The 24,824-nt window shown below is 36.6% G+C and carries 24 protein-coding genes; 9 read left to right on the forward strand and 15 right to left on the reverse strand.

All coding sequences use genetic code 11. The features are described from left to right. Positions 1-472: 472 nt before the first annotated feature. The gene (locus JEM65_RS14060) at positions 473-1,714 is read left to right on the forward strand and encodes an ABC transporter permease (RefSeq protein ID WP_199600701.1); all 1,242 of its coding nucleotides are present in this window, start codon (positions 473-475) and stop codon (positions 1,712-1,714) included. Positions 1,715-1,802: 88 nt separating this feature from the next. Here JEM65_RS14060 and JEM65_RS14065 read toward each other — a convergent pair whose 3' ends face one another. The 4 genes from JEM65_RS14065 to rpsF form a co-directional block, all read right to left on the reverse strand. Continuing rightward, positions 1,803-2,276, reverse strand: coding sequence for a DUF6495 family protein (locus JEM65_RS14065; RefSeq protein WP_199600703.1), 474 nt, complete (start codon positions 2,274-2,276; stop codon positions 1,803-1,805). Positions 2,277-2,354: 78 nt separating this feature from the next. Beyond that, a complete protein-coding gene (rplI, locus tag JEM65_RS14070; RefSeq protein WP_199600705.1) occupies positions 2,355-2,816 on the reverse strand; it encodes a 50S ribosomal protein L9 in 462 nt (153 codons plus the stop codon). A 13-nt stretch (positions 2,817-2,829) separates the two neighbouring features. Continuing rightward, on the reverse strand, positions 2,830-3,126 hold the full coding sequence (rpsR, locus tag JEM65_RS14075) for a 30S ribosomal protein S18 (protein ID WP_033961670.1): 297 nt from the start codon (positions 3,124-3,126) through the stop codon (positions 2,830-2,832). A gap of 2 nt (positions 3,127-3,128) precedes the next feature. Beyond that, positions 3,129-3,467, reverse strand: a complete 339-nt coding sequence (rpsF, locus tag JEM65_RS14080) for a 30S ribosomal protein S6 (RefSeq protein ID WP_199600707.1) — start codon at positions 3,465-3,467, stop codon at positions 3,129-3,131. Positions 3,468-3,663: 196 nt separating this feature from the next. Here rpsF and JEM65_RS14085 point away from each other — a divergent pair, with 196 nt between their 5' ends. Beyond that, on the forward strand, positions 3,664-4,359 hold the full coding sequence (locus tag JEM65_RS14085; protein WP_199600709.1) for a LytR/AlgR family response regulator transcription factor: 696 nt from the start codon (positions 3,664-3,666) through the stop codon (positions 4,357-4,359). Positions 4,360-4,837: 478 nt separating this feature from the next. Here the strand turns inward: JEM65_RS14085 and priA are convergent, their stop codons facing one another. Genes priA through nadC form a run of 3 tightly spaced genes read right to left on the reverse strand, consistent with a single transcriptional unit; the run spans position 4,838 to position 9,153 of the window. Then, entirely contained in the window at positions 4,838-7,291 is a 2,454-nt protein-coding gene (priA, locus tag JEM65_RS14090) for a replication restart helicase PriA (protein WP_199600711.1), read from the reverse strand. A gap of 8 nt (positions 7,292-7,299) precedes the next feature. After that, entirely contained in the window at positions 7,300-8,295 is a 996-nt protein-coding gene (locus JEM65_RS14095; RefSeq protein ID WP_233530665.1) for a YihY/virulence factor BrkB family protein, read from the reverse strand. Continuing rightward, complete coding sequence (gene nadC / locus JEM65_RS14100) at positions 8,296-9,153, reverse strand: carboxylating nicotinate-nucleotide diphosphorylase (protein WP_199600720.1); 858 nt, start codon at positions 9,151-9,153, stop codon at positions 8,296-8,298. Positions 9,154-9,252: 99 nt separating this feature from the next. On the opposite strand from nadC, the gene rlmH reads away from it, so the two are divergent. Then, complete coding sequence (gene rlmH, locus JEM65_RS14105; RefSeq protein ID WP_199600722.1) at positions 9,253-9,726, forward strand: 23S rRNA (pseudouridine(1915)-N(3))-methyltransferase RlmH; 474 nt, start codon at positions 9,253-9,255, stop codon at positions 9,724-9,726. Positions 9,727-9,831: 105 nt separating this feature from the next. Here rlmH and hpf read toward each other — a convergent pair whose 3' ends face one another. The 4 genes from hpf to JEM65_RS14125 all read right to left on the reverse strand — a co-directional run bounded on the left by hpf (position 9,832) and on the right by JEM65_RS14125 (position 13,130). Further along, positions 9,832-10,131, reverse strand: a complete 300-nt coding sequence (hpf, locus tag JEM65_RS14110) for a ribosome hibernation-promoting factor, HPF/YfiA family (protein ID WP_199600729.1) — start codon at positions 10,129-10,131, stop codon at positions 9,832-9,834. A 146-nt stretch (positions 10,132-10,277) separates the two neighbouring features. After that, positions 10,278-11,387 (reverse strand): sensor histidine kinase, encoded by a 1,110-nt coding sequence (locus tag JEM65_RS14115; protein WP_199600738.1) that lies wholly within the window; start codon positions 11,385-11,387, stop codon positions 10,278-10,280. After that, a complete protein-coding gene (locus JEM65_RS14120; protein ID WP_199600740.1) occupies positions 11,384-12,151 on the reverse strand; it encodes a LytR/AlgR family response regulator transcription factor in 768 nt (255 codons plus the stop codon). The genes JEM65_RS14115 and JEM65_RS14120 overlap by 4 nt, the downstream gene beginning before the upstream one ends. 427 nt (positions 12,152-12,578) lie before the next feature. Then, positions 12,579-13,130, reverse strand: a complete 552-nt coding sequence (locus JEM65_RS14125; RefSeq protein ID WP_199600742.1) for a hypothetical protein — start codon at positions 13,128-13,130, stop codon at positions 12,579-12,581. Between the two features lie 367 nt (positions 13,131-13,497). Here JEM65_RS14125 and JEM65_RS14130 point away from each other — a divergent pair, with 367 nt between their 5' ends. From JEM65_RS14130 to JEM65_RS14140, 3 genes are all read left to right on the forward strand, one after another. Further along, a complete protein-coding gene (locus tag JEM65_RS14130; RefSeq protein ID WP_199600744.1) occupies positions 13,498-14,076 on the forward strand; it encodes a non-canonical purine NTP diphosphatase in 579 nt (192 codons plus the stop codon). Between the two features lie 246 nt (positions 14,077-14,322). Then, a complete protein-coding gene (locus JEM65_RS14135; protein ID WP_199600746.1) occupies positions 14,323-16,203 on the forward strand; it encodes a DEAD/DEAH box helicase in 1,881 nt (626 codons plus the stop codon). Between the two features lie 209 nt (positions 16,204-16,412). Beyond that, positions 16,413-17,186: a carboxypeptidase-like regulatory domain-containing protein gene (locus JEM65_RS14140; RefSeq protein ID WP_199600748.1), complete on the forward strand. Its 774-nt coding sequence runs from the start codon at positions 16,413-16,415 to the stop codon at positions 17,184-17,186. Here JEM65_RS14140 and JEM65_RS14145 read toward each other — a convergent pair. Then, on the reverse strand, positions 17,183-17,845 hold the full coding sequence (locus JEM65_RS14145) for a TrmH family RNA methyltransferase (RefSeq protein WP_199600750.1): 663 nt from the start codon (positions 17,843-17,845) through the stop codon (positions 17,183-17,185). The genes JEM65_RS14140 and JEM65_RS14145 overlap by 4 nt on opposite strands. Before the next feature lie 143 nt (positions 17,846-17,988). Here JEM65_RS14145 and JEM65_RS14150 point away from each other — a divergent pair, with 143 nt between their 5' ends. Further along, on the forward strand, positions 17,989-18,663 hold the full coding sequence (locus JEM65_RS14150; protein WP_199600752.1) for an SIR2 family NAD-dependent protein deacylase: 675 nt from the start codon (positions 17,989-17,991) through the stop codon (positions 18,661-18,663). 264 nt (positions 18,664-18,927) lie between these two features. Here JEM65_RS14150 and JEM65_RS14155 read toward each other — a convergent pair whose 3' ends face one another. From JEM65_RS14155 to JEM65_RS14165, 3 genes are all read right to left on the reverse strand, one after another. Beyond that, positions 18,928-19,737, reverse strand: a complete 810-nt coding sequence (locus JEM65_RS14155; protein ID WP_233530666.1) for a hypothetical protein — start codon at positions 19,735-19,737, stop codon at positions 18,928-18,930. 214 nt (positions 19,738-19,951) lie between these two features. After that, positions 19,952-20,689 carry a phosphatase PAP2 family protein gene (locus JEM65_RS14160; protein WP_199600756.1) on the reverse strand — a complete coding sequence of 246 codons (738 nt, stop codon included), beginning with the start codon at positions 20,687-20,689 and terminating at the stop codon, positions 19,952-19,954. Between the two features lie 131 nt (positions 20,690-20,820). Then, a complete protein-coding gene (locus tag JEM65_RS14165) occupies positions 20,821-22,458 on the reverse strand; it encodes an ABC-F family ATP-binding cassette domain-containing protein (RefSeq protein WP_199600758.1) in 1,638 nt (545 codons plus the stop codon). 242 nt (positions 22,459-22,700) lie between these two features. Here JEM65_RS14165 and egtB point away from each other — a divergent pair, with 242 nt between their 5' ends. Together egtB and JEM65_RS14175 are read left to right on the forward strand one after the other, a co-directional pair. Further along, positions 22,701-23,849 (forward strand): ergothioneine biosynthesis protein EgtB, encoded by a 1,149-nt coding sequence (egtB, locus tag JEM65_RS14170; protein ID WP_199600760.1) that lies wholly within the window; start codon positions 22,701-22,703, stop codon positions 23,847-23,849. 3 nt (positions 23,850-23,852) lie between these two features. After that, complete coding sequence (locus JEM65_RS14175; protein ID WP_199600762.1) at positions 23,853-24,806, forward strand: L-histidine N(alpha)-methyltransferase; 954 nt, start codon at positions 23,853-23,855, stop codon at positions 24,804-24,806. Positions 24,807-24,824 lie beyond the last annotated feature (18 nt).

The raw sequence follows: 24,824 nt of genomic DNA on the forward strand, positions 1-24,824 counted from the left end.
GAATCTCAGTTAATAATTTACTCCTGCAAAAATATTATAATTTCAAGAATATAAACCCAAAACGGAGTGCAAATGCTATTCTGGCATTTTCTTCAACAGATTTCTCAGATTCTCACGGAGCGTTTTTGAGTTATCTACGGAGAATTTATTGGGAAACATTATTGTCCGATAAAGAACCAAGATCGCTGCGCTTATAGTNNTTTTAAGTTCTCGAACCAGATCACGCTTTAAAGGGGTTTGCAAACTTTTCACCTGTTTTACCGGATACTGATGATTGGGAAACAAATATTGCACTTAAATTTATTTCCACAGATGATGCAGATTGACCTAAATTTTTAGGATCACCTCCGCGAACCTCTGCGACATCTGTGGAAAACTTGAGAATAGTAAACACTTATTTCAAATTTATAGTAACTTTATTGACCGTTTGTAGTCTTATAGCTATCAACCTTAACAAGAACCATACACTTTTATGTTTTCATTATTCAGAGAGAATATTAGAATTGCCTTAAATTCCATTCGCACCCAACTGCTACGCACCATTTTGACGGTTTTGATCATTGCCATCGGCATCACGGCGTTGGTGGGGATTTTGAGTGCTGTTTCAGCATTGGAAAACACAATTTCAAGCGATTTCTCTTCGATGGGCGCCAATACCTTTAACATTCAGCGGTATGAATTTACCACCCAGCAACAAAGTGGAAAGGACGTTCAAAAAGTGAATCCGATTATCAGTTATAGAGACGTAAAGGATTTTGAGGATAAATACCAATTTCCGTTTACCAAAGTGTCCGTGTCATTTGTTGGCACGCAAACCGCTGAAGTAAAATATGAAAATAGAAAGACAGATCCTGAGGTTACCGTGTTAGGAATCAATGAAAATTTCATTCAAAACTCCGGACTTGAAATCGGTGAGGGCCGGGAGTTTAATGTTTTTGATATCGACAATAGTTCCACATTGTGCGTTATTGGAAGCGATTTGGTAAAAGCCATTTTAGACGATGTCAATCCTATTGGCCAAACCATTAGTGTAAGAGGTGCCAAGTTTAAAGTGATTGGCGTATTAAAATCGAAAGGCTCAACTTTTGGAAACAATCAAGATTTACGCGTGATGATTCCGATTCAAAAAGCACGAACACTTTTTACGAGTCCGAACATCAACTACAATTTAAGTGTTAAAACCGATAAAAAGGATATGTTGGAAGGCGCACAGGACGATGCCATTTTGACCTTTAGAAACATTAGAGCGCTAAATCCTATTGAAGAAAACAATTTTGGTTTAGAACGCAGTGATGATTTACTAAACCGTATTGGTTCCATTACAGACTACCTATATATTGCCGCCTGGGTAATCAGTATGGTTACAATTCTAGGCTCCTCCATTGCACTGATGAACATTTTATTTGTGTCAGTAACAGAACGCACACGTGAGATCGGGGTACGGAAAGCCTTGGGCGCAAAAAAGAAAACCATCGCCACACAATTTTTTATGGAAGCCATCATTATTGGGCAATTGGGTGGTATTTTAGGAATCATCCTTGGTGTACTGATTGGCTATGGCGTCTCGGCCGCCGCCAACTTCCAGTTCTCCACACCGTGGCTAGCCATGTTTAGCGCCTTTACCATCGCTTTTATTGTAGCAGTGGTTGCTGGGTTGCTGCCAGCAGTAAAAGCGGCTAAATTAGACCCGATTGAGTCGCTGCGGTATGAGTAGATTTTTTTTAAGATAAGAGAAAATAGAATAGAGAGCAGAGAATAGAGAGCAGAGAGTAGAGAGTAGAGAGTAGAGAATGTGCTGTAGGCTACTTTAGGACTAGCTTCTCAAAATATTTGTATAAATCGCCTTTAGTGATCACACCACCTTGTTGGATGAGTTTGAATTTATCCAGCGCTTTGTCTTCAGAATAGGCTTTAGTGGCCGTCAGAAACTCCACTTCATCAGACAAGAGATTGTTTCTGAACCATTCAAAACCTTCAGGGGTTGTCAGATCGGCAACATCTGTCGTCAACTTAACGGCAATCAATTGCATATCATTCTCTTTTAAATAAAACAGATGCATTTGCTGTGGCGAGATATGTTCTATATAGGACACGGTTTTTAAAACACCTTCCCAGATTAAATCGCTAAAAATATCCAGTTCCTCTTCAGCAACTTCAGGTGTATTGGCTTTTATAGCTGTCCACTCATCTGCCGTAATTGTTTGTGTGGCCAAAAAGTTGATGAATTCTTGGTGCAGTTCTTCAAATTGTTCTTTGGTTAGTCTTGTATATTTCATCTAAAAATTTATTTTTAATTATGAAAAAAGCCTCATTCCAGATATGGATTGAGGCTTCTTAAAAATGTGTTTTTAAAATTATGCTTCGGCAACAACTTCAAAAGTCATATCTACAGTTACATCTCTATGAAGTCTGATTACAGCATCATATTGACCTAAACGTTTGATGTTACCACCAGTGATAGCAATAAACTTTTTATCAATTGTAATGCCTTCGTTTTTCAATGCATTTGCCAAATCAATATTGGTAATAGAACCAAATATTTTATCTCCAGCCGTTGCACCTGCACCAGCTTTAGATGTTAATTTAATATCCAATGCTTTGATTGCGTCAGCTTCTTTTTGAGCTTCTTCAATAATTTGTTTGTCTTTGAACGCACGTTGCTTTAAGTTTTCAGCCAATACTTTTTTAGCTGAAACCGTTGCCATAACCGCTTGCCCTTGAGGAATTAAAAAATTTCTACCATAACCGTTCTTAACCGTTACAACATCGTCTTTAAATCCTAAATTTTCAACGTCTTGTTTTAATATAAGTTCCATAGTTATGTTTTAATTATTTTAATAAATCTGCTACATAAGGCATCAACGCAAGGTGACGCGCTCTTTTTACTGCAACAGAAACTTTTCTTTGGTATTTTAATGAAGTCCCTGTTAAACGTCTTGGTAACAATTTACCTTGTTCGTTTACAAAACCTAATAACCAATCTGCGTCTTTATAATCAACATATTTAATGCCAGATTTTTTGAAACGACAGTATTTCTTAGTTTTGCTGGTGTCAATATTCAATGGGGTCAGATATCTGATCTCACCATCTTTTTTTCCTTTAGCTTGTTGTTCTATCGATGACATAATTACGCTTTTTGTTTGATTTTAGTTCTTCTTCTTTCAGCCCAAGATATAGCATGTTTGTCTAACTTTACAGTTAAATAACGCATAAAACGCTCATCACGTCTAAACTCTACTTCTAAAGGATTAATAACTTCACCATCTACAGTGAACTCAAATAAGTGGTAGAATCCACTTTTTTTGTTTTGGATTGGATAAGCTAATTTTTTCAAGCCCCAATCTTCTTTGGATACCATCTTTGCTCCTCTAGAAACAAGAAAATCTTCGTATTTCTCTACTGTTTCCTTTATCTGGGTCTCAGATAAAACGGGATTTAAGATGAAAACAGTTTCATAATGATTCATATAATTCTATTTATTAATTAAAAATGGCTGCAAAAATACTCATTATTTATGGTATTGACAACTATATTCAGGTAAATTTACAATCAGCTCTAAGTGTGAAAACATTGTTAAATTAAACACTTTGCCGATGTTTTTTGGTTTTTATCCGAATTTTTTGTAGTATTGTCGATATCTTAACCTAAACAAATGAAATGTTATGACTTTAAACTGTGTAGTAGTTGATGACTCTGCGATACAACGGTTATCTATTGTAAAATTAATTGAAAATCATTCAGCGCTCAACCTAATTGCAGAATATAGTAGCGCATTAGAAACGAAAAACGGATTAAACATCCATAAAGTTGACCTTATCTTCTTAGATATTGAGATGCCTGTCCTAAATGGTTTTGAGCTTCTTGACGTTCTCAACAACAAACCTCAAATTATATTTGTCACTGGCAAAACAGAATATGCGTTTAAAGCGTTTAACTATGATGCCACAGATTATCTTCAAAAACCAATCACTAGAGAGCGTTTTAATACTGCCGTAGAAAAAGCTGTAGAACAACATAAGCTGAAACTAGATTTCAATGAAACGGATGGCGAACATATTTTTGTCAAAAGTAATCTAAAAAAACGTAAAGTCTATATTAAGAACATCAAATGGATTGAAGCGCTTGGAGATTATGTTAAATTAGTCACTGAAGAAAACAGCTTGGTGGTCCTTTCTACTATGAAAGCATTTGAACAAGAACTCCCTGAAGGTAAATTCTTAAGAATCCACAAGTCATATATCGTCAATTTAGATAAAGTAGACCGTTTTAATAGTAAAAATGTTGAAGTTGGCGCTTATGAAATTCCGCTAAGCAGAAACAAAAAATCTGAATTGGTAGACGCCCTGAATAATATTTAATGGTAAAAGACCACTACCACCAGTTTTTTAAGCATCACCACTGCTAATTACAGACAACTTTCTATTTGAAATTTTAGTCCGATTATAAAATATCTTTCCACCTCCATAATATTGGGAGAGAGGAGATTGTATGCGAAATTTGTTACCAAATCTCTACAATGAAATCCCCACATGCAATCAAGAGGTCCCGCTAAGGAGCGGGATTAGTTCGATTACGAAATTTGGCCCAAATTCTAAAGTGGTTGTCGAAGCTAAAGATGGGATCCCGCTAAGGAGCGGGATTAGTTCGATTACGAAATTTGTTCCAAATTTCTAAAGTGGTTGTCGAAGCTAAAGATGGGATCCCGCTAAGGAGCGGGATTAGTTCGATTACGAAATTTGTTCCAAATTTCTAAAGTGGTTGTCGAAGCTAAAGATGGGATCCCGCTAAGGAGCGGGATTAGTTCGATTACGAAATTTGTTCCAAATTTCTATCTCACTAATAATTATCGACATTCAGAATAACCCTAACCGACCTAAATTCTTTAATACTTAAGAAGCTGTTGTTAACTTTAACCATGGCTTTTTTTGTTTTTGCCAACGATTGCTGCGGCGGAATCTTTACAAGGATGTTCTTATGGAATTGATTCCTAATTCTTGAAACTGGCGGAAACTCTGGGCCTAAAATATTGCTTTTAAACACCTGTCTTAAAGCTGTTGCATACCACTCTGCCCCGATATTTACCTTGTTAAAATCTTTATGTTTTAAGGTGATCTTTATCAGGCGGAAAATTGGTGGATAGTTGAAATTATGGCGTTCATCCATTTGCTCTTTAAACATTTCAGCATAATTATTGGTAGAAACCTGCTGTAAAATGCGATGGTGTGGATTATACGTTTGAATCAACACTTTCCCACGTTCATCCGTTCGTCCTGCCCTACCGGACACTTGTAACATCAGCTGAAAACTGCGTTCATGAGCCCTAAAATCTGGGAAGTTGAGCATATTGTCCGCATTCATAATACCTACCAGTTTCACGTTTCTAAAATCGAGTCCCTTGGTTAACATCTGCGTCCCCACCAAAATGTCAATCTCCTTTTCCTCAAACGCCCTAATAATTTTTTCATAACCAAATTTGCCGCGTGTGGTATCTAAATCCATACGTGCCACCTTGTGATCCGGAAAAAGCGCCTGCGCCTCCTCTTGCACTTGCTCCGTACCAAATCCTTTGTTATCCAATTCCACACTGCCACAGGCCATACAGGTTTTCAGCATGGCGGTATGATACCCGCAGTAATGGCATCGTAACTCATTTTTGTACTGATGGTAGGTTAGACTCACATCACAATTAGAACATTGTGGCGCATGCCCGCACGTATTACATTCTACAATAGGCGAAAAACCCCTCCGGTTCTGAAAAAGAATAATTTGATGCCCATCCTTTAGTGCTTCGGTCATCTCTTCAATCAACCGATCGCTAAAGTGGCCGGTCATACGCTTTCGCTTGTGCTTGTCCTGAATATCTACCAACTCGATCTCAGGCATCAACACATCATTAAAACGGTGTGTAATTTCTACCAGACCGTATTTTCCTTGTTGCACATTATAGTAACTTTCCAAACTAGGTGTTGCGGAGCCTAACAAGGTTTTGCTATCAAACAAAGATGCCAATACAATAGCAGCATCGCGAGCATGATAACGCGGCGCGGGATCAAACTGTTTAAAGGAGGTTTCATGTTCTTCATCAACAATTACCAGACCCAAGTTATGATACGGTAAAAAGATAGAAGAACGAGCTCCTAGAACAATCTGCGCTTTTGGCTGATTTTCTAGTACATTATGCCAAAGTTCAAAGCGCTCATGTGCTGAATATTTAGAGTGATACACTGACACTTTGCCTCCAAAATAGGTTTCCAAACGGGTGACCAATTGCGTGGTCAATGCGATTTCCGGAAGCAAGTAAAGCACTTGTTTTCCTGTGGCAATAACGTCCTCAATAAGCTTGACATAAACTTCCGTTTTCCCTGAAGAAGTCACACCATGAAGCAAGGTGATATGGTGCTCTTCAAAAGTCTGTTTGATCTCTTCGAGCGCTTTTTCTTGATACTTATTTAAAGTTTTTGAATCCTCATTGGCATCTCCTGAATACCCCACGCGGTCCTCTTGAATATGATATTCCTCTAAAACTTCTTTGTCGATTAAGGTTTTGATAATGGCGGAAGACGCCTCACTCGCTTCGGACAGCTCAGATACTTTTACAGGTTTTTTTGTTTGGGCAGAAATTGAAAACAAAGTCATGACCACGTCTCTTTGTTTAGGTGCTCTGCTTAATTCTTCTAACAAATCCTGCAATTTTACCTGATCAGCGTATTGCGAATTGAGCTTGACATAACGAACTAATTTTGGTTTGTATTTTTCATACACTTCCTCTTGAATCACGATGGCTTCTTTATCTAAGAGGGAATTAATAATAGGAAATACATTTTTCTTGTCCAATATACTGACCAAATCCTGAATTTTCAGCGACGATTGATGGTGCAATGCTTCATAAACCAAAAATTCATCATCCTTTAAATGGTCGTCATTGATGATTTTATCAGGGTTTTTACTGATAATCGTTTCGCTTTCAAGCAAAAACGAATTTGGCAACGCTGCCCTAAGCACATCACCTAGCGTACACATATAATAATCTGCAATCCACTGCCAGTGCTTTAATTGGGTAGGCGTTGTAATGTGTGTATCATCTAATATTTGATGAATGTCTTTTGCATCATAGCCCACTGGTTTTTGTTGATGGATTTTAAAAACCAAGCCCGTATAGATTTTACTTTTACCAAACGGAACCGCCACCCGCATTCCCGGCTGTAGAAATTCAGATTCAGCAGCGGTAATACTATAGGTGAATAACTTTTCAAGTGGAATGGGAAGGATGACGTCAATGTAGTGTTGCATGCTCGAAATTAAGATAGGATTTGGTCCTTTTTTTTAGAATCGTTATACTTTTTTAAACGTCTTATTGTCGCATTCAGCTCAAACCCCAACAAGAGGATATTAGAATTTAACCATAAGTAAAACAACAAAATCAATAAGGCACCAATAGAGCCATACAACTCATTATAGGTTGAGAAATAGGTTACATAGATACCAAATAAATAAGAAAAGACGATAATCAAAATGGTGGTCAATAAAGCGCCAGCCGAAAAGAATTTGGAGTTCTTACCCTCTTTCGTCCCGAAATAATATAAAGTCGCAGTAGCAATATAAACCATAAATACAAAAAACACATATTTTGCAATGGCTATCATAAACAACCCTTCTTCATAGGTTTCGTACCCCTGCTTATCCATAAAATAGAGCACACGCTGAATGACATAAATTTGAAAATATCCTAAAACTGCAATCGTAATGATCAATAAAAAAACCAATATAAGCGCTACAAACAGCGAATACAAATATTGTTTGACAACGCTACGTGTTAGCTGCTGATGGTATGAGCTTTCAAATCCAGAAAAAAGTGCGCTAATGCCGTTAGCCATCAAAAAGATGGATAAAAGAAATACCGTGGATATTAACCCCACATTTTCGCCTTTCATAATGTTTTGAAAGATATTCTCAAAAAAGAAATCGGAGGTTTGAGGTGGTAAGATCGAGTTCAAAAACCCTTTAAACTCATATTCAAATCCCACTACGGGGATGTAAGGAATGAGGATAATAATAAACAACAAAAACGGAAAAATGGCCGTAAAGAAACTAAACGCAATGGCACTGGCCCTACTGGTTACTGCGCCTTTGATAATGCCCTTACCATAAAGTCTTAAAAAGTAATACAGCGTCAACCCTTCTAAAGCAGGTAACGGTATATTTTTAAGCAGTTTAATGAAGTAATTTAAAATGGGGATTCTCTCGAGTTTATTCTCGATTTCATCCTCAATATTTGCATCTGGATTTTCAGACATTTAGACGGCTTTTAAACTTAAATCCATGTTGTACACTGAATGGGTAAGCGCTCCTGAGGAAATATAATCTACACCGCATAGAGCATACGCCCTGGCAGTGTCTTCATTGATTCCGCCAGACGATTCTGTTAAACATTGATCTCCTATTAAAGCAACCGCTTTTTTAGTGTCTTCATAATTGAAATTATCAATCAGGATTCTGTACACGCCATCAGTTTTAAGAATTTCGGTAATTTCATCAAGATTTCGCGCTTCTACAATAATCTTAAGATCTAAGTTATTCTCCTTTAAATACGCTTTCGTTTTTGTAATGGCCTTTGTAATGCCACCGGCAAAATCAATATGATTGTCCTTAAGCATGATCATGTCATACAACGCAAATCTGTGGTTCTCACCACCGCCGATTTTTACCGCCCATTTTTCAAGAGCGCGAATTCCTGGCGTGGTTTTTCTAGTATCCAAAATCTGGGTGCCCGTACCTTCTAACAAATCTAAAAATGTCTTAGTTTTGGTGGCAATGGCGCTCATGCGCTGCATCGCATTTAAGACTAATCGCTCAGCCTTAAGAATAGATTGAGATGCGCCTTCTACATAAAAAACAATATCGCCATGGGTTACTTCAGCTCCATCCTCAATTAAGGTTTCTATTTTTAAGTCTTTATCGACGTAATGAAATACTTGTTTTGCAAAAGCAACACCAGCAATAACGCCATCGTCCTTTACCAATAATTTCGCTTTTCCTGTTGCGGAAGCAGGAATGCATGCCAACGAACTATGATCGCCATCGCCAACATCTTCTCTAATGGCATTAGAAATGATACCTTCTATTTCTTTATTGAATTGCTCTTGTGAAATCATTTTTAAGGAATATTTTACGTAAAAATACTAATTGAAAATTGAAATACTCAAATTACAAATCCCAAATTCCATATCCCAACAAATTTGTAATTTTACACCATGCAAATAAAACTCCTCGCCATAGGCAAAACAGACAACAAAGAATTGCAAACACTCATAGATGATTATCAAAAGCGCTTGGGTTTTTACATCAAATTCGACTTTGAGATCATTCCTGATCTGAAAAAAGTGAAGAATTTAAGTGAAGCGCAACAAAAACAAAAGGAAGGCGAATTGATTTTAGCGAAGCTAAGCACTACTGACGTACTCATTTTATTGGACGAAAACGGCAAACAGCACGACTCTCTAGGGTTTTCAGAATACCTACAAAAACACATGAATTCCGGTCTTAAACAAGTAGTATTTGTAATTGGAGGGCCTTACGGATTTTCGGAAGAGGTGTACGGAAAAGCAAATGGGAAAATATCATTATCAAAAATGACATTTTCCCATCAGATGATCCGATTGTTCATGATTGAACAGCTGTATCGGGCTTTTACTATTTTAAGAAACGAACCTTATCATCATCGGTAGGGTTTGAGGTCTGAGGTCTGAGGTTTGAAATTGAAGGCTCAAGATTGGTTATCAGTTATTTGCAAACCCCCTCATCCATAACCCCTAATTCCTAATCCCTCATTCCTAATACGTTTTATAAGTCTGTTTTCTCTTTTTAAGCTGAACTTCCAAGTCGCTAATAGTTTCTTTCACTGCCATTTCATAATTTTTCTCATCAGACGTTGCAAATATCTGAGGGCCTGGCATACTCAATTTAATGTTGCAAATTTTATCTTTTTCAGGTTCATTACCTTCTTCTTTAAAAAACACATCGGCACTGATCAGCCAATCGTATTTTTCGGCCATTTTATTTAATCTCTCAGTAGTATGTTCAGCTAGTGAATCGCTATAATCTAAATTTACGAATTGAATGTTTATTGTCATGATTATTATTTTTTGTTATGAGACTAAATTACGAGTTTAAAAAGGATTGCACGCTGACATAAATCATAAAATATGCTTAAAGTTGCCCCTAGTTCAAAGCGGACTGACGCTATTTTGATAGCATGACTCTGACCTCTTATAGTATGCTATTTTTTTAAAGGAATTTTAACTACAGTCTCAACTCCAGTGCCATCAAGTTTGTTTCTGACTTCAAAAAAATAGTTATTCTCGTAAAGATTTCTCAATCTGTCATTTATATTAGACAAACCCATTCCTTGTTTCAATAATAAAAGATGGCCCACATTTAACTTTGCGCCATTATTCTCGACAATGATCACTAACATGTTGTCTTCCGAGTAAATTTTTATGAGCACTTCTAAATCGGTATAATCATAGGAATAACCGTGCTTTATAGAATTTTCTAAAATTGGTTGGAGCAAGAGTGCCGGAACCTCTTTTGAAAGTAGAGTCTCATCAATGGCGTGGTTTATACGAAGGTGATCTGAAAACCGAACATTAAGAATATTAAGATAATATTCTAGCACCCGTAGCTCTTTTTCAAGACTGATGGTGTTGCTGTCATTATCGTAAAGAATTTCTCTCAAAAAACCACTTAAATCGGCTATAGTGTCTTTGGCTTTGTCTGCATCAAGATCTACCAGCACAGCAATGGAATTTAGTGTGTTGAATAAAAAATGCGGCTGTAGTTGCGATGTTAACATTTTCATTCTGGTGTTGACCAACTGCGATTCCAAATGACCTTGTTTTTTTTCAGCTTCTTTAAATTGTTTAAGATAGTAGTAGGTGTAGATTATAGAAACCATCGCAAAATAGATCAGGAAATTTAAATCGATGACATACATAAGCCGATAAATACTTTTTTGAAAATCGTAGTTTTCAATGGTCAACACACCTGTCAGTAACGCATGTAAATCAATTATCATCCTTATAACCAAACCTATTAATAATGAAAAAATGATGTGAATGGAAATGATTTTTACCCATGCGTATTTTTTATTCAACAATCGTTTGGTGCTTATGGCAATTAAGACCATAAAACTGACCACAATGATGTAATCGAGCAGTAAGTTGTAAATTATAAAATCAAGCCATGAAAAAGGCATCTTTTCTTCGCCAAAATGTTGCATATACAATACTTTGGCAATGAGAACCAAATCAAACAGCGCGTAAAAGCCTGCTAAAACCAACACGAGTTTTAGGTCTATAAATTGCTTTTTACTTTTAACTGAGTTCATTGTATTCCAATTCTTTCCAGAAAATCCATTTTATGGGATTTACTGATATGCAACAATTTATTATCGGTCATTCTTGCGTCTATTTCAGAAAAATCAGAATGGACGATTTCTCTGACGTGATTAAGATTGACAATACTAGACCTATGGATTCTTAAAAAAAGATTTTGGTCCAACCTTTTAAAAAGTCTTTTTAAAGTCTCGCGCAACACAAATTTTTTGTCTTCAATAAATATTTCCACGTAATATCCTGAAGCAATAATATACATGATATCGGATGGATCTATTAAGATGGTTTTCTTACCCTGTTTTATCAGAATCTTAGAGGTCATATCATTTCGACCAATTTTAGTGTTGTACAAATTGAACAATTCAATAAATCGTGTCTCGAAATTTAAATCGGCCTCTGATTTTGAAATTCTTAAAACCTTGTCTATCGTTCGAAAAAAACGCTGATCTTTAAAGGGTTTTAAAAGAAAATCAAAAGCATCAACATCAAAAGCTTTTAGAGCGTAATTATCATAAGCGGTAACAAACACAACAATGGGCTTGGGTGAAATCTGGACTTTTTGAAGCACTTCAAAACCGTTCATGTCTTTCATATTAATATCCAAAAATAGGAGCTCGGGGTTAAGGTCATTAATAGTGTTAATGGCAATTTTACCGTTAGAACATTCGCCAATAACCTCAATTTCTGATACTGCTTCCAGCAATTTCACTATCCTTTTCCGGGCCAGTTCTTCATCATCTATAACAAGCGCTTTCATAATTTAAAAATTATAAGTTCTTAATCAAAACACGAATCTCTTATTAAAGTTATTCAAACTAAATCTTATTTTTAAGAATATTTTAATTTTTCTATAAAAAAAGTTATGAGTGTCCGATAAAAAAGATAAAAAGTTTACCAATCCCGTTAAAGCCAGCTTGGTACGATATTTTGAAAAAATGACACCTTGCTTTTTGAAACTAATGTTACTTAGAGTGATTGGGCAAATTTAATTTAGAATAACGTAGTTTCTCAGTCAGTTATAATCAAATCTTTGTTCTTTTCCCGGTAGCTATCGGGACTATAAGCGCAGCGGTCTTAATGCTTTATCGGACAATACTAAAAAAAAGTATTACCGAGAAAAAGGTCATCAAACCAATGTTAAATTGCTTGATGACCTTTAGTTCCTATTTAATTCCCACAGTTGGTTAATTCCTGGCCACAACAGTTCCGACGTTATTCCCATCAATTTTTACATGTTGTTTGCGGTTTCCGAATTGCAAAGTCACTCGATATGTTTCTTTATTAAGAATCACACCTTTTGTAGTGGCTTTATATTTGTTTTTTGTCATGGTCCATCCTTTATAGGAGTTGTAGAGCTGGTTCCTCATATCATAAGGTAAAAGTACATCATTAAAATTTTGATAGGTTTTAAGTAGATTTCCTTTTTTATCGAAATTTGCCACCATAAAACCTTTTTGGCTACTTAAAGTGACCTCATACTCGTTAATTCTAGAGTTGTCTAAAGTTGCTATTAGTCTGTGAATGTCAAAATGGTCATTCATAAACCCAATTGGGTTTTTTGTAAATTCTAGAATGTAAGCCCTGTCAACCTTAATTACAACTTGGTTGTTTGTTTTAAAATATTTTAACTTTGCCGGAGCTTTTTCTACTTTCACTTCTTCCAAATGCGTCAGTTCTTGTGCCTGACCTACTGTTGTAGCTACTGCAAACAGTAACAAAATAATTAGCGTTTTCATAATATTATAGATTTTAGGATTAATTATTGAATTCTAAACCACTGGTTATTATTGTAGTACACCACTAAATTAAGAGAAGTTCTACTTAAATTTGAAAGAATGAAGTGAATGGCTATATTTTGATAATGAAGCTGCTATAATTTGCAGTAAAGGAAAAAGCAGCTTAATCATAAATATCTTTTTAGAGTAAATTTTGGATAACGCATTGCCGTGGATTCAGCATCTTTTGCCATATTAAATTACTTTTATACGTCTTGGGTACTGCTATTATGAGAATAGGTTTCTAATTAATATAAATTCTGTTACTTTTGATGCTTCTAACACTTAACGATCACGTATTGAATTTTTGTAGCACATTAGTCATATTATGGAACTTGTATTCGCCACCAACAATTTGAACAAACTTAAGGAGGTTCAACGTCTTATCCCAGAACATGTTAAACTCCTCAGTCTTAAAGATATTGGATGCATTGAAGACGTGCCAGAAACCCAAACAACAATTGAAGGCAATGCCATCCAAAAGGCTGAATACATCAAAAAAACGTATGGATATGACTGTTTTGCAGATGACACCGGTTTAGAAGTAGAAGCTTTAAATGGTGCGCCGGGCGTCTATTCAGCACGTTACGCGGGAGAACAACGCAACTCCGAATACAATATGCAAAAACTACTACTCAAACTTAAAGCCCACTCCAACAGAAACGCGCAATTTAAAACGGTCATTGCTTTAGAACTTAATGGAACTCAACACACCTTCACTGGTATTTGCCCTGGAGAAATCACAAAAACTAAACGTGGATATGAAGGTTTTGGATATGATCCCGTTTTTAGAGCCGAAGGATATGAGCAAACATTTGCTGAGATTTCTTTAGAAGAAAAAAATCGTATCGGACACCGCGGAATAGCGGTTAAGCAGCTGGTAAAATTCTTAAATTCAATAGGCTAAAATTCTTTTTATGGAGCCTAAAAAACCATAACAAATTGATATTCAATTCTCAACGACTGCCCAACATATTAAAAAAACTTCAAAATAAAACTTTATTGTGTAATAGAGATTAAAAAATAAAATCTTACATTTGCACCTTGAAAAATTTCCTCAAGGTGAGGATGTGTTACTGGAAGTTTAGGTTAAGTATGTCGATTCGCTTCTGTTGTAACACCAAAGAACATAATCGAATACTTATTAAATCGAATGAACACATTCCAAGATTTAGGTCTTAATGATGACCTATTACGAGCTATTACCGATATTGGTTTTATTACACCAAGTGACGTCCAAGCAAAAGCAATCCCAATTTTATTAGAACAAGACACTGATTTAGTGGCTTTGGCACAAACAGGGACAGGTAAAACTGCTGCCTTTGGGTTTCCAATGTTGCAAAAAATTAACATTGATAGTAGAACCACTCAAGGGTTGATCCTCTCTCCTACTCGTGAACTTTGTTTACAAATTACCAACGAGTTAAAAAACTACGGAAAATATTGTAAAGGTTTTAATGTTGCTGCCATTTATGGTGGTGCCAGTATTAGTGACCAAGCAAGAGAAGTTAAAAGAGGTGCGCAAATTATTGTTGCTACTCCAGGGCGTATGAAAGATATGATTAACCGTAATATGGTTGATATTTCTAAAATTGAATACGCCGTACTTGATGAGGCTGATGAGATGTTGAATATGGGGTTCTATGAAGATATCACCGATATTCTTTCGCATTCTCCAAAAGAAAAAAACACTTGGTTGTTTTCTGCAACCATGCCAAAAGAAGTGTCAACTATTGCGAAAAAATTCATGAATTCGCCAGTTGAAATCACTGTTGGAAATAAAAACGAAAGTACCAATCAAGTTTCCCACGAATATTATTTGGTGAATTCTCGTGACCGTTACCAAGCTTTAAAACGTTTGGCAGATGCGCATCCTGATATTTTCTCAGTAATTTTCTGTCGTACCAAACGCGATACTCAAAAAGTAGCGGAACAATTGATAGAAGATGGTTATAGCGCTGGTGCTTTGCATGGCGATTTGAGCCAGAACCAACGTGACATGGTCATGAATTCTTTCCGTAAAAACCAAATACAAATGTTGGTGGCTACTGATGTTGCTGCTCGTGGTATTGACGTAGATAACATTACGCATGTTATCAATTACCAATTGCCAGATGAAATTGAAACGTATACACACCGTTCAGGTAGAACAGGCCGTGCAGGTAAAACTGGAGTTTCTATAGTGATTGTTTCTAAAAGTGAATTGCGCAAAATAAAAAGTATTGAGCGTATCATTAATAAGAGCTTTGACAAGAAAGAAATTCCTGACGGAATGGAAATTTGCGAAGTACAGTTGATGTCTTTGGCTAATAAAATCCATACTACTGAAATCAATCCTGAGATTGAAAAGTACCTCACCAGTATTAACGGATTGTTTGAAGACACTTCAAAAGAGGAGTTGATTCAAAAATTCTTCTCTGTAGAATTTACACGATTCTTTAATTACTACAATAAATCCAAAAATTTATCAGTAGCCGAATCTCGTGGAAGTGATAGAGATGGCGATTTTGGTAAAGATTATGGTAGTAATGATGATTCTTCGCGCTACTTCATCAATGTTGGTCAAAAAGATGGCTTCGATTGGATGAGCTTGAAAGATTTCTTAAAAGACATTTTAGATCTTGGAAGAGATGATGTCTTTAAAGTTGATGTTAAGGATAGTTTCTCATTCTTTAATACCGATAAAGGTTTACAAGAAAAAATATTGGCTTTCTTTACTGATTACAAACACAACGGTCGTTTTGTAAATGTTGAAGTCAGTGAAGATAAAGGCCGTGGCACAAGCAGAAACAAAAGACGTTCTAGTGGCGGCGATAGCGGTGGCGGAAGACGCTCAGGTGGTGATTTTAAACCGCGTAGCGAAAGACGTTCTGGAGGCGACTTTAGAGGTGGTAGATCTTCTGACGCTTCGAGACCAAGACGTTCAGGAGAAAGCTCTGGACCTAACAGAAAAGATAGACGCGCTGGCGCAAGTGAAAGACCTGCTGCAGAAGCTGGCTTTTCAAGACCAACACGCTCTAGACGTAAGGACTAGTGAGCTAACGCTTGACTAATACAGTTATAATAAATAATAAAACGGAGTGANNTCACTCCGTTTTATTATTTATATACATCTCGCATTGGTACATTATGTAGATGCGCCATGCCACAAGCAGATTCTTTAAAGTTAATATTATATCAAAATTGTAAGGATTCAATATGTTTTTAAGTTTAGTTTCTTACTTTTATCACTTAAATAAACCAATGAGGCACCTACTAGTACTTACTGCTTTTCTTTTTATTTCTTTTCTCAGCGTGGCCCAGGAGCCAACGGCCATTAAAGGTGTGGTTTACAGCACCAGTACCAATGAAACTTTAGAGAGTGTCAATATTGTCAATTTAAATCAAGTTGTGGGCACAACCACAAATGAGTTTGGTAAATTTGAAATTAGAGCTACTGCTAATGATACGCTTCATTTTTCATTCTTAGGTTACAAATCCATCAAAGTCAAAGTAACCAACGACTGGCTGAAATTTGGTGAAACTAAAATTGAAATGACGGAGCTGGCACTTGCCTTAGAAGAAGTAGTGGTCAATCAATTAAGACTTACTGGGTTTTTAGAGGTTGACATGAATCAAGTTCCTGTAAGAACCAATTATAGATATAGTATTTCAGGATTGTCTACAGCTGGCTATGAAGCTGGCACAAACACGGGTGCCGTAAACAAGGTTTTAGGTGCGCTCTTCAACCCGGCCGACTTCTTGTACAATATGTTTGGCAAAAAGCCTAACGAGCTAGGAAAGCTAAAGCAAATGAAAAAGGATGATGAAATCCGCAATTTGCTGGCCTCTCGCTTTGATCGAGAAATGTTAATGGTGTTGCTCGATTTAGATCGTCTTGATTTAGATGAAATTGTGAGTCAGTGCAACTACTCTCGGGAATTTATTCAAACGGCAAATGATCTCCAAATTTTGGATGCCATTAGCGAGTGTTATGAAGAATATAAAATATTGAGCCGAAGCAAGAAAAGAAACTAATTTTCTATTTCCTCATAGTACCGCTCTACAATCTTATCATAACTTTTTAGAGTTTTGGACACCCAATCCAATCGCTTCTCCAACTGTTCGTGTTCAGACAATTGCCAATCAACATTAGAAAGTCTTAGTTTATAGGTCACATACTGTAAAATAATGGCTGCTGAAACAGAGATATTTAAACTCTCCGTAAGCCCCACCATCGGGATTTTTAAAAAACAATCTGCCGCTTCCAAAACCTCTGGCGACAGACCTTCAGTCTCTCTTCCAAAAAAGAAACATGACTTTTTTGTGATGTCAAAATCAGCAAGTACTTGGTTATTCTCGTGTGGTGTTGTGGCCACAATCTGATACCCATTGTGCTTTAAATTTTGAATACAATCGGCAACGGTATGGTAGCGTTGTAAATCCACCCATTTTTGAGACCCCATCGCAATCTCTCGGTCAATACGCTTAGAATTCCGCTCTTCCACTATATGCACTTCCTGAATACCAAAAACATCACAGCTGCGTATTACTGCGCTCGTATTGTGCAATTGGTACACATCTTCCGTAGCCACGGTAAAGTGCTTCGTTCTATTTGGTAATACCGCGTCAAATCGCGCTTTCCTTTGAGGTGTAAGATAGGTTTCTAAATGCTCTAGAAGTTGAAGATCAATCATTGAAAAAGTTTATATTTAAACAAAATAATCAAACAAAGATAACGCGTAGCGCCAAATTCTGCGTGGTATTTTATCCTGATGATATGAAACACTAAATATACGACGTCAGAAAATTGATTCCCAAATACTTAAAACAAATTAAAATGAAACATATAGTTGTACTTACTGGTGCTGGCATAAGTGCTGAGAGTGGTTTAAAAACCTTTAGAGATGCTGACGGTTTATGGGAAGGTCATAATGTGATGGACGTTGCAACTCCCGAAGGGTTTAGAAATAACCCTGAATTGGTGCTGGAATTTTATAATCAGCGTAGGCGACAATTATTGGAGGTACAGCCCAATAGTGCGCATTTTGATTTGGCATCACTTGAAAAGAATTATGACGTTACTATCGTTACCCAAAATGTGGACGACCTGCATGAACGCGCAGGAAGTACCAATGTTATCCATTTGCACGGGGAGTTACTAAAGTCTAGAAATATTGTAAACGAAGAAAATTGCTTTGCACATGAAGGCGATATTAACCTAGGAGACACTTGTCCTCAAGGTCACCAATTGAGACCCCACATTGTTTGGTTTGGAGAAGCGGTACCGATGATTGACAAAGCGATGGAGATTTGTGCAAACGCAGATATTTTAATGATTATTGGCACCTCTATGCAAGTGTATCCTGCAGCAAGTTTAATGCATTACGTACCCGAAGACACCCCAATTTATTTTATTGATCCCAAACCTGCTATGGACAGTCGGGGGAATTTAACCGTAATTCCTGAAATGGCCACCACAGGGGTCAAGAAAGTCATTAACATGCTGCGCTAGTTACGAAAATTGTTCAGGAATTTTTAAGCAAAAGCCATGTAGAATAGTTCGTTCTGATGTCTTGAAAAGTCGTGACTAAGGTATTCCAAACCTGATATCATCTATTTAAAACTTTGCAATCTTATTTCTAAAGGATCACTCAAAACCACGTTTAAAGTGTAAGCAAATAGGCTAAATCGCATTTGAGGATAAGGCATTCCGGAAAATTATATCACAAAAAAACCTGACAATAATGTCAGGTTTTTATAGGATATAAACTTAATATTACTTATTTTTCCCAACATTCCCTTGTGCTACTAATACTGTTAAGTCAGCGGGGACAGGATTATGCACGTTAACATAACCATCTATCGTCAACAGCTTTTCGTATCCAAAGAAATCCGCAGATCCCTTCAAATTTTTGATATTAGTTTTACTAATTCCAGTCTTTCCTTGTACGGATGACAAGGGTACAGTAATTGCACCAGGTGCATTTGCAACACTACCTGTATGGATGTGAGCAGGATATTCTACACCATCTTCAGTACCTTGCAACTTAATTGTTGCTAATGCTTCACCATTCTCACGCTTCTCTAAAGTGACACTCCCTGAAATTGCTGGATTAGATACTGAAGCCAATGGATATGTGGTTGCTAAACCAGTTAATTCATTCTCTCCAATATCGCCTTGGGCAATAAGAGTATCTATATCATTACTTACATGAACATTGATATAGCCATCAAAAGACAACAACTCTTCGTAAGAAATTGCAGAATTATCTTTTAACGTTGAGGTGGTGATTGAACTGAATCCCGTAGTACCATCAACAGTTCCTAATGTTAAGGCGATATTACCACCTTCTGCAGCAGTATTAAAATAGATGTGCGCAGGATGCATGCCTCCACTAGACGTTCCTTTTAATTGTAATTCAATAGTGGTTGAATTATCAGAATTCTTAATGAATTTCGCTGTACCGCTGATGGCAGGATCTGACACAGAGGCCAATTGAAAAGTTTTCGATTCTTCAGGAGCAACAGTGGCGTCATCATCATCACTACAACTCGTTAAAAAAAGTGCCGGTAAGACCAACATCATAGTAAACATTAATTTTTTAATAATTTTTTTTGAGTATTTATTAACCACAAATCTAATAATCCACCGCAATTGACGCTTTACATATGGCGTACTTTAACTTAAATTTCGGATGATTTTAACTTATGCTTTACTTGATTTTAACAATTTGAAATAAGATAATTCCTTTACCGATTAAAGTCGGGTATAAAGGCACAGACTGGTCTTATAATGAATTCTACACCGTAGGCGTTTGTGGATCTCTTCTAAACACTTCAATAAGATCAAATATGAGTATACAAAACACGACCCAAATTAATCCAGCAATATAGCCACCGGCAATATCAGAAGGAAAATGGACTCCCAGATAAATACGGCTTAGGCCAATACTTAAGATCAGAATTCCTAAAAGGAAGATCACGCCAAATTTTAAGTAGATATTAATATTAAATCTATAAATAAGATACATCAAAAAACCGTAAAAGGCCATAGCGCTCATGGCATGCCCGCTAGGGTAACTCAACGTTTCTACGGATACCATGTGTTCAATCCCAGGCCTTGCGCGATCCACAAAGCGCTTCAATATTAAGTTTGAAATTGCTGATAAAGCCAACACAAAAAACACTTGAAGCATCAGTTTCCATTGTTTAAATACGAAATAAGATAAAATGGCCAAGACGATTAATACGATAGCGTAACCGTAAATATCGCCCACATGGGTTACAAAAACAAAATATTTGGTGAGAGCTTCAGAGCGATGGGAAATGACATATTCCGTAATTTTATAATCATAATCCGCCAGCAGATCAGACTTTAAGGTATCTGTCAGTTCTACAAACAAATTGATCCCTCCTACAACAACTATAAGCGCAATGATAACGGTAATGATATAAGGTAAGGTCACATCGTATTGATGGAATTTTTCTCTTAAAAAGGTTCTTAATTTATCAATTAAGAGTTTTACGGTTTTTCTCATAAAATAATAATATTCAAAGGTAAAAGTCTAAAATACGGGTTTTCAATAGTATTGAAACACTAAGTTTAAATAAAAAATCAGAAAAAATTGAGCGCAATTCCAAGATTCTGTGCACATATGCACCGAAATTCTTATTTTCTTAAATCAATTTCCTTTAAGTTTTCAATTCTATTTCTTACCAAAAAATCATCTATAGTTTCAAAATGCTCAATGACACGCTGATCTTTAAATTCGAATACTTTTTGAGAAAGTCCCTGAAGAAAATCCCGATCATGAGACACTAAAATTAAGGTACCATCAAAATCCAACAAGGCTTCCTTTAAGACGTCTTTCGACTTTAAATCTAAGTGATTGGTAGGCTCATCCAAAATCAGCAAATTGACTGGTTCCAACAGAAGTTTTACCATCGCTAATCGTGTTTTCTCACCGCCCGAAAGCACACTTACCTTTTTATCAATCTCATCGCCCTTAAACATAAAACGACCAAGGATGTTTTTAATTTGAGTTCTGACATCGCCCTGCGCTACTTCATCTACGGTTTGAAAAATAGTCAAGCCTTCATCCAACAATGATGCTTGGTTTTGGGCAAAATAGCCCACCTTTACATTATGGCCCAAGTTACACGTGCCCTCTACATCAATTTCGCCCATGATGGCTTTGATCATGGTGGACTTCCCTTCACCATTCCGTCCTACAAAAGAAACTTTTTCACCCCTTGAAATGGACATGTTTGCATTTTTAAAGACTATATGTTCTCCATAAGACTTTGATACATCTTTTATAGTTACAGGGTAATCTCCTGCACGCTGCGCTGGCGGAAATCGTAATTTTAAAGCAGAAGTATCAATGTCATCCACTTCAATAATCTCTAACTTCTCTAACATGCGCTCGCGAGAATTGACCTGATTGGTTTTAGAATACGTCCCCTTAAAACGCTCAATAAAGGCCATATTATCAGCAATAAATTTTTGCTGTTCCTGCAAGGCTTTTATTTGATGGGCACGCCTATCTTCTCGCAATTGCAAGTAATGTGAATAATTGGCTTTATAATCATAAATGCGTCCCATAGTCACTTCAATAGTTCTATTGGTAATATTATCAATAAAGGCTTTATCATGAGAGATTACCATTACGGCGTTGGCCTTATTGAGCAAGAAATCTTCCAGCCAAATGACGGATTCAATATCAATATGGTTGGTAGGCTCATCCAGAAGAATCAAATCCGGTTTTTGCAGCAAGATTTTCACCAATTCAATACGCATCCGGTACCCTCCACTAAACTCGCTGGTCATTCTTGTAAAGTCTTCGCGCTTAAACCCTAAACCTCCCAACGCTTTTTCAACTTCCGCATCATAATTCACATCTTCCAGCGCATAATATTTTTCACCCAAATCAGATACCTTTTGAATGATTTGCATGTATTCATTAGAGTCGTAATCTGTTCGGGTTTCCAGAGCTTTATTAAGTGCCTCCATCTCGTCGCGCATTTCAAATACGTGGGCAAAAGCTTTAGAGGCCTCTTCAAAAACCGTACACTGATCTTCAGTGAGCAAATGTTGCGGTAAATACGCAATAATAGCATCTTTAGGATAACGCACATGACCTTTTGTAGCCCGTTGTTCTCCAGCAATAATTTTCATCATGGTAGATTTTCCGGCTCCATTTTTTCCCATAAGGGCAATTTTATCATTTTCATTGATGGTGAAGGACACCTCGCTAAATAAGGCTGTTCCACCAAATTCTACAGCTAAATTATCGACTGAAATCATAGGTTTAATTTTGAGAAGCAAAACTATAATTTATTTTGATAACTGACGACTATAAATTTTCTGAAAATAAAATCCTTAACAACCAAAATAGAAACAAACACCATCACATATATAGGTCATTGTCATTATTCAAACAACTTGAACTCAAACAGACTACATCAGTGTCTCATATAAAAGAAATACGACTCCTTTTAGGATTTTCATTCTAAAAAAGCAAAATCATTAGTATCTTTATAACAGCTATGAAAACACTTACCGAAAAATATATTGAAGTACGAGAGCGCAGCGTACTACTTTGCGAGAATTTGCAAATAGAGGATTACACCCCACAATCAGCCGTATTTACGAGTCCGCCCAAATGGCATATTGCGCATGTGACTTGGTTTTTTGAGGAAATGATCTTAAAAAAGCATGTCCCCAATTACAAGGTTTTTAATGCGGATTTTGGCTTCCTTTTTAATAGTTATTACAATAGCATTGGCGAACGAATTGAAAGGCACCACAGAGGCCTATTGACCCGCCCTAAAATAGAAAGCGTTTATGAGTTCAGGGCTTTTGTAGATCAAGCAATGATTGATTTACTGGAATCTGACCACCATGATGACGTTAAAGCGTTGACCATCTTAGGCATTAATCACGAACAGCAACATCAAGAATTGCTCCTGACTGACATTAAATACACACTTTCCAAGAATCCTTTATACCCCAAGTTATTCGATTCAAATCTTGTACGTCATTACAATTCAAACAACGATTGGATGGCCGTTGAAGCGGGAGTTTATAACATCGGACATAGTAGTGATGCGTTCTCTTTTGACAATGAATTAGGTGTGCATCGGGTGTTTTTGGAATCTTTTGAAATTTCCAAAGGTTTAGTAACCTGTGGTGAGTATTTGGAGTTTATTAACGATGGTGGCTATGAAAAACCAGAATATTGGTTGGACGACGCTTGGTATTGGATTAAGGACAATGGGATAAAGCAGCCCTTGTATTGGAAAAATATTGAGAACAATTGGTTTCAGTACACACTCTCTGGATTAGAACCGATTGATGAAAATTCCATTTTAACCCATATTTCATTTTATGAAGCCGCCGTATTTGCACAATGGAAAGGACTTAGACTGCCCACAGAATTTGAATGGGAAGTGGCTTCAAAAGATTTAGATTGGGGAACCCATTGGGAATGGACCAACAGTGCCTATTTGCCCTACCCTAAATTTAAAACTGCGGAAGGCGCGGTTGGTGAATATAATGGCAAATTTATGATAAATCAAATGGTGTTGAGAGGTGCCTCAAGTGTCACTGCACCCGGACACAGCAGATATACGTATAGAAACTTTTTCCATCCACAATACCAATGGCAATTTTCAGGAATCAGACTCGCTAAATAATTTATGAACAAAAACTTCCAAAAAGACATTGATCTTGGCCTAAGCGCAACCAACAAAACATTACCGTCTAAATATTTCTATGATGAAATTGGAGATGCCTTGTTTGTGGAAATTATGAAAATGCCTGAGTATTATCTTACCAAAGCGGAATTTGACATTTTTAAAAATCAAAATCAGAAACTTATCAAAGCTTTAAAGCTAGAAACAACTACTTTTTTTGAGTTGGTAGAATTAGGCGCTGGAGACGGCACAAAAACCAAGCAACTGTTGAAAGCGCTTGATCAACAGCAGTATAATTTTGATTACGCGCCTATTGATATTTCTGAACATGCGCTCAAACATTTAAAAGCCTCCGTAAATTCTGAACTACCCAAGGTCAAAATCAGCACTAAACAGGGTGATTATTTTAATGTGTTGGCCGATTTAAAACAATCAGAAGATCCAATAATCGTATTGTTTTTAGGATCCAATATCGGCAATCTCCCTGATGCACGCGCTAAGGAATTTTTACAAAAGCTAAGTGATAACCTTAAAAATGGAGATCGTGTAGTTCTTGGAGTCGATTTAATTAAACCAGAAAGCATTGTGTTACCTGCCTATAATGATGCCCAAGGGATTACCAAGCGCTTTAACCTCAATTTATTAACCCGGATTAATAGGGAGCTAGATGCAAATTTCGATATCAATAGCTTTAAACATCTACCCGAGTACACTGAAAAAGAAGGTATTGCCAGAAGTTTTCTAGTCAGCACAACCAAACAAACTGTCACCATCAAAAATCTGAATAAGAGTTTTAATTTTATAGAGGGCGAAAAGATCCATACCGAAACCAGTAGAAAATATAACGATCAAATTTTAACAGACATATTAGGGCAATCGTCCTTAAAAATTATCGATCGTTTGACGGATTCTCAAAACCTTTTTGCGGACTATATTTTGGAGAAATGCAAAGTCTAGTAGTTAAGCTATGGAAAA

Source organism: Gelidibacter salicanalis, assembly GCF_016469035.1.
Lineage (GTDB): Bacteria > Bacteroidota > Bacteroidia > Flavobacteriales > Flavobacteriaceae > Gelidibacter > Gelidibacter salicanalis_A.

What these genes read in the sequence shown, in the direction of transcription:
- JEM65_RS14125 (WP_199600742.1), bottom strand. Translation starts at nt 13,130, where the DNA reads ATGAAAACGCTAATTATTTTGTTACTGTTTGCAGTAGCTACAACAGTA.
- hpf (WP_199600729.1), bottom strand. Translation starts at nt 10,131, where the DNA reads ATGACAATAAACATTCAATTCGTAAATTTAGATTATAGCGATTCACTA.
- priA (WP_199600711.1), bottom strand. Translation starts at nt 7,291, where the DNA reads ATGCAACACTACATTGACGTCATCCTTCCCATTCCACTTGAAAAGTTA.
- JEM65_RS14115 (WP_199600738.1), bottom strand. Translation starts at nt 11,387, where the DNA reads ATGAACTCAGTTAAAAGTAAAAAGCAATTTATAGACCTAAAACTCGTG.
- JEM65_RS14145 (WP_199600750.1), bottom strand. Translation starts at nt 17,845, where the DNA reads ATGATTGATCTTCAACTTCTAGAGCATTTAGAAACCTATCTTACACCT.
- JEM65_RS14165 (WP_199600758.1), bottom strand. Translation starts at nt 22,458, where the DNA reads ATGATTTCAGTCGATAATTTAGCTGTAGAATTTGGTGGAACAGCCTTA.
- JEM65_RS14060 (WP_199600701.1), top strand. Translation starts at nt 473, where the DNA reads ATGTTTTCATTATTCAGAGAGAATATTAGAATTGCCTTAAATTCCATT.
- JEM65_RS14140 (WP_199600748.1), top strand. Translation starts at nt 16,413, where the DNA reads ATGAGGCACCTACTAGTACTTACTGCTTTTCTTTTTATTTCTTTTCTC.
- JEM65_RS14150 (WP_199600752.1), top strand. Translation starts at nt 17,989, where the DNA reads ATGAAACATATAGTTGTACTTACTGGTGCTGGCATAAGTGCTGAGAGT.
- JEM65_RS14175 (WP_199600762.1), top strand. Translation starts at nt 23,853, where the DNA reads ATGAACAAAAACTTCCAAAAAGACATTGATCTTGGCCTAAGCGCAACC.
- rplI (WP_199600705.1), bottom strand. Translation starts at nt 2,816, where the DNA reads ATGGAACTTATATTAAAACAAGACGTTGAAAATTTAGGATTTAAAGAC.
- rpsF (WP_199600707.1), bottom strand. Translation starts at nt 3,467, where the DNA reads ATGAATCATTATGAAACTGTTTTCATCTTAAATCCCGTTTTATCTGAG.
- nadC (WP_199600720.1), bottom strand. Translation starts at nt 9,153, where the DNA reads ATGATTTCACAAGAGCAATTCAATAAAGAAATAGAAGGTATCATTTCT.
- rlmH (WP_199600722.1), top strand. Translation starts at nt 9,253, where the DNA reads ATGCAAATAAAACTCCTCGCCATAGGCAAAACAGACAACAAAGAATTG.
- JEM65_RS14155 (WP_233530666.1), bottom strand. Translation starts at nt 19,737, where the DNA reads ATGATGTTGGTCTTACCGGCACTTTTTTTAACGAGTTGTAGTGATGAT.
- JEM65_RS14120 (WP_199600740.1), bottom strand. Translation starts at nt 12,151, where the DNA reads ATGAAAGCGCTTGTTATAGATGATGAAGAACTGGCCCGGAAAAGGATA.
- rpsR (WP_033961670.1), bottom strand. Translation starts at nt 3,126, where the DNA reads ATGTCATCGATAGAACAACAAGCTAAAGGAAAAAAAGATGGTGAGATC.
- JEM65_RS14095 (WP_233530665.1), bottom strand. Translation starts at nt 8,295, where the DNA reads ATGTCTGAAAATCCAGATGCAAATATTGAGGATGAAATCGAGAATAAA.
- JEM65_RS14085 (WP_199600709.1), top strand. Translation starts at nt 3,664, where the DNA reads ATGACTTTAAACTGTGTAGTAGTTGATGACTCTGCGATACAACGGTTA.
- JEM65_RS14135 (WP_199600746.1), top strand. Translation starts at nt 14,323, where the DNA reads ATGAACACATTCCAAGATTTAGGTCTTAATGATGACCTATTACGAGCT.
- JEM65_RS14160 (WP_199600756.1), bottom strand. Translation starts at nt 20,689, where the DNA reads ATGAGAAAAACCGTAAAACTCTTAATTGATAAATTAAGAACCTTTTTA.
- JEM65_RS14065 (WP_199600703.1), bottom strand. Translation starts at nt 2,276, where the DNA reads ATGAAATATACAAGACTAACCAAAGAACAATTTGAAGAACTGCACCAA.
- JEM65_RS14130 (WP_199600744.1), top strand. Translation starts at nt 13,498, where the DNA reads ATGGAACTTGTATTCGCCACCAACAATTTGAACAAACTTAAGGAGGTT.
- egtB (WP_199600760.1), top strand. Translation starts at nt 22,701, where the DNA reads ATGAAAACACTTACCGAAAAATATATTGAAGTACGAGAGCGCAGCGTA.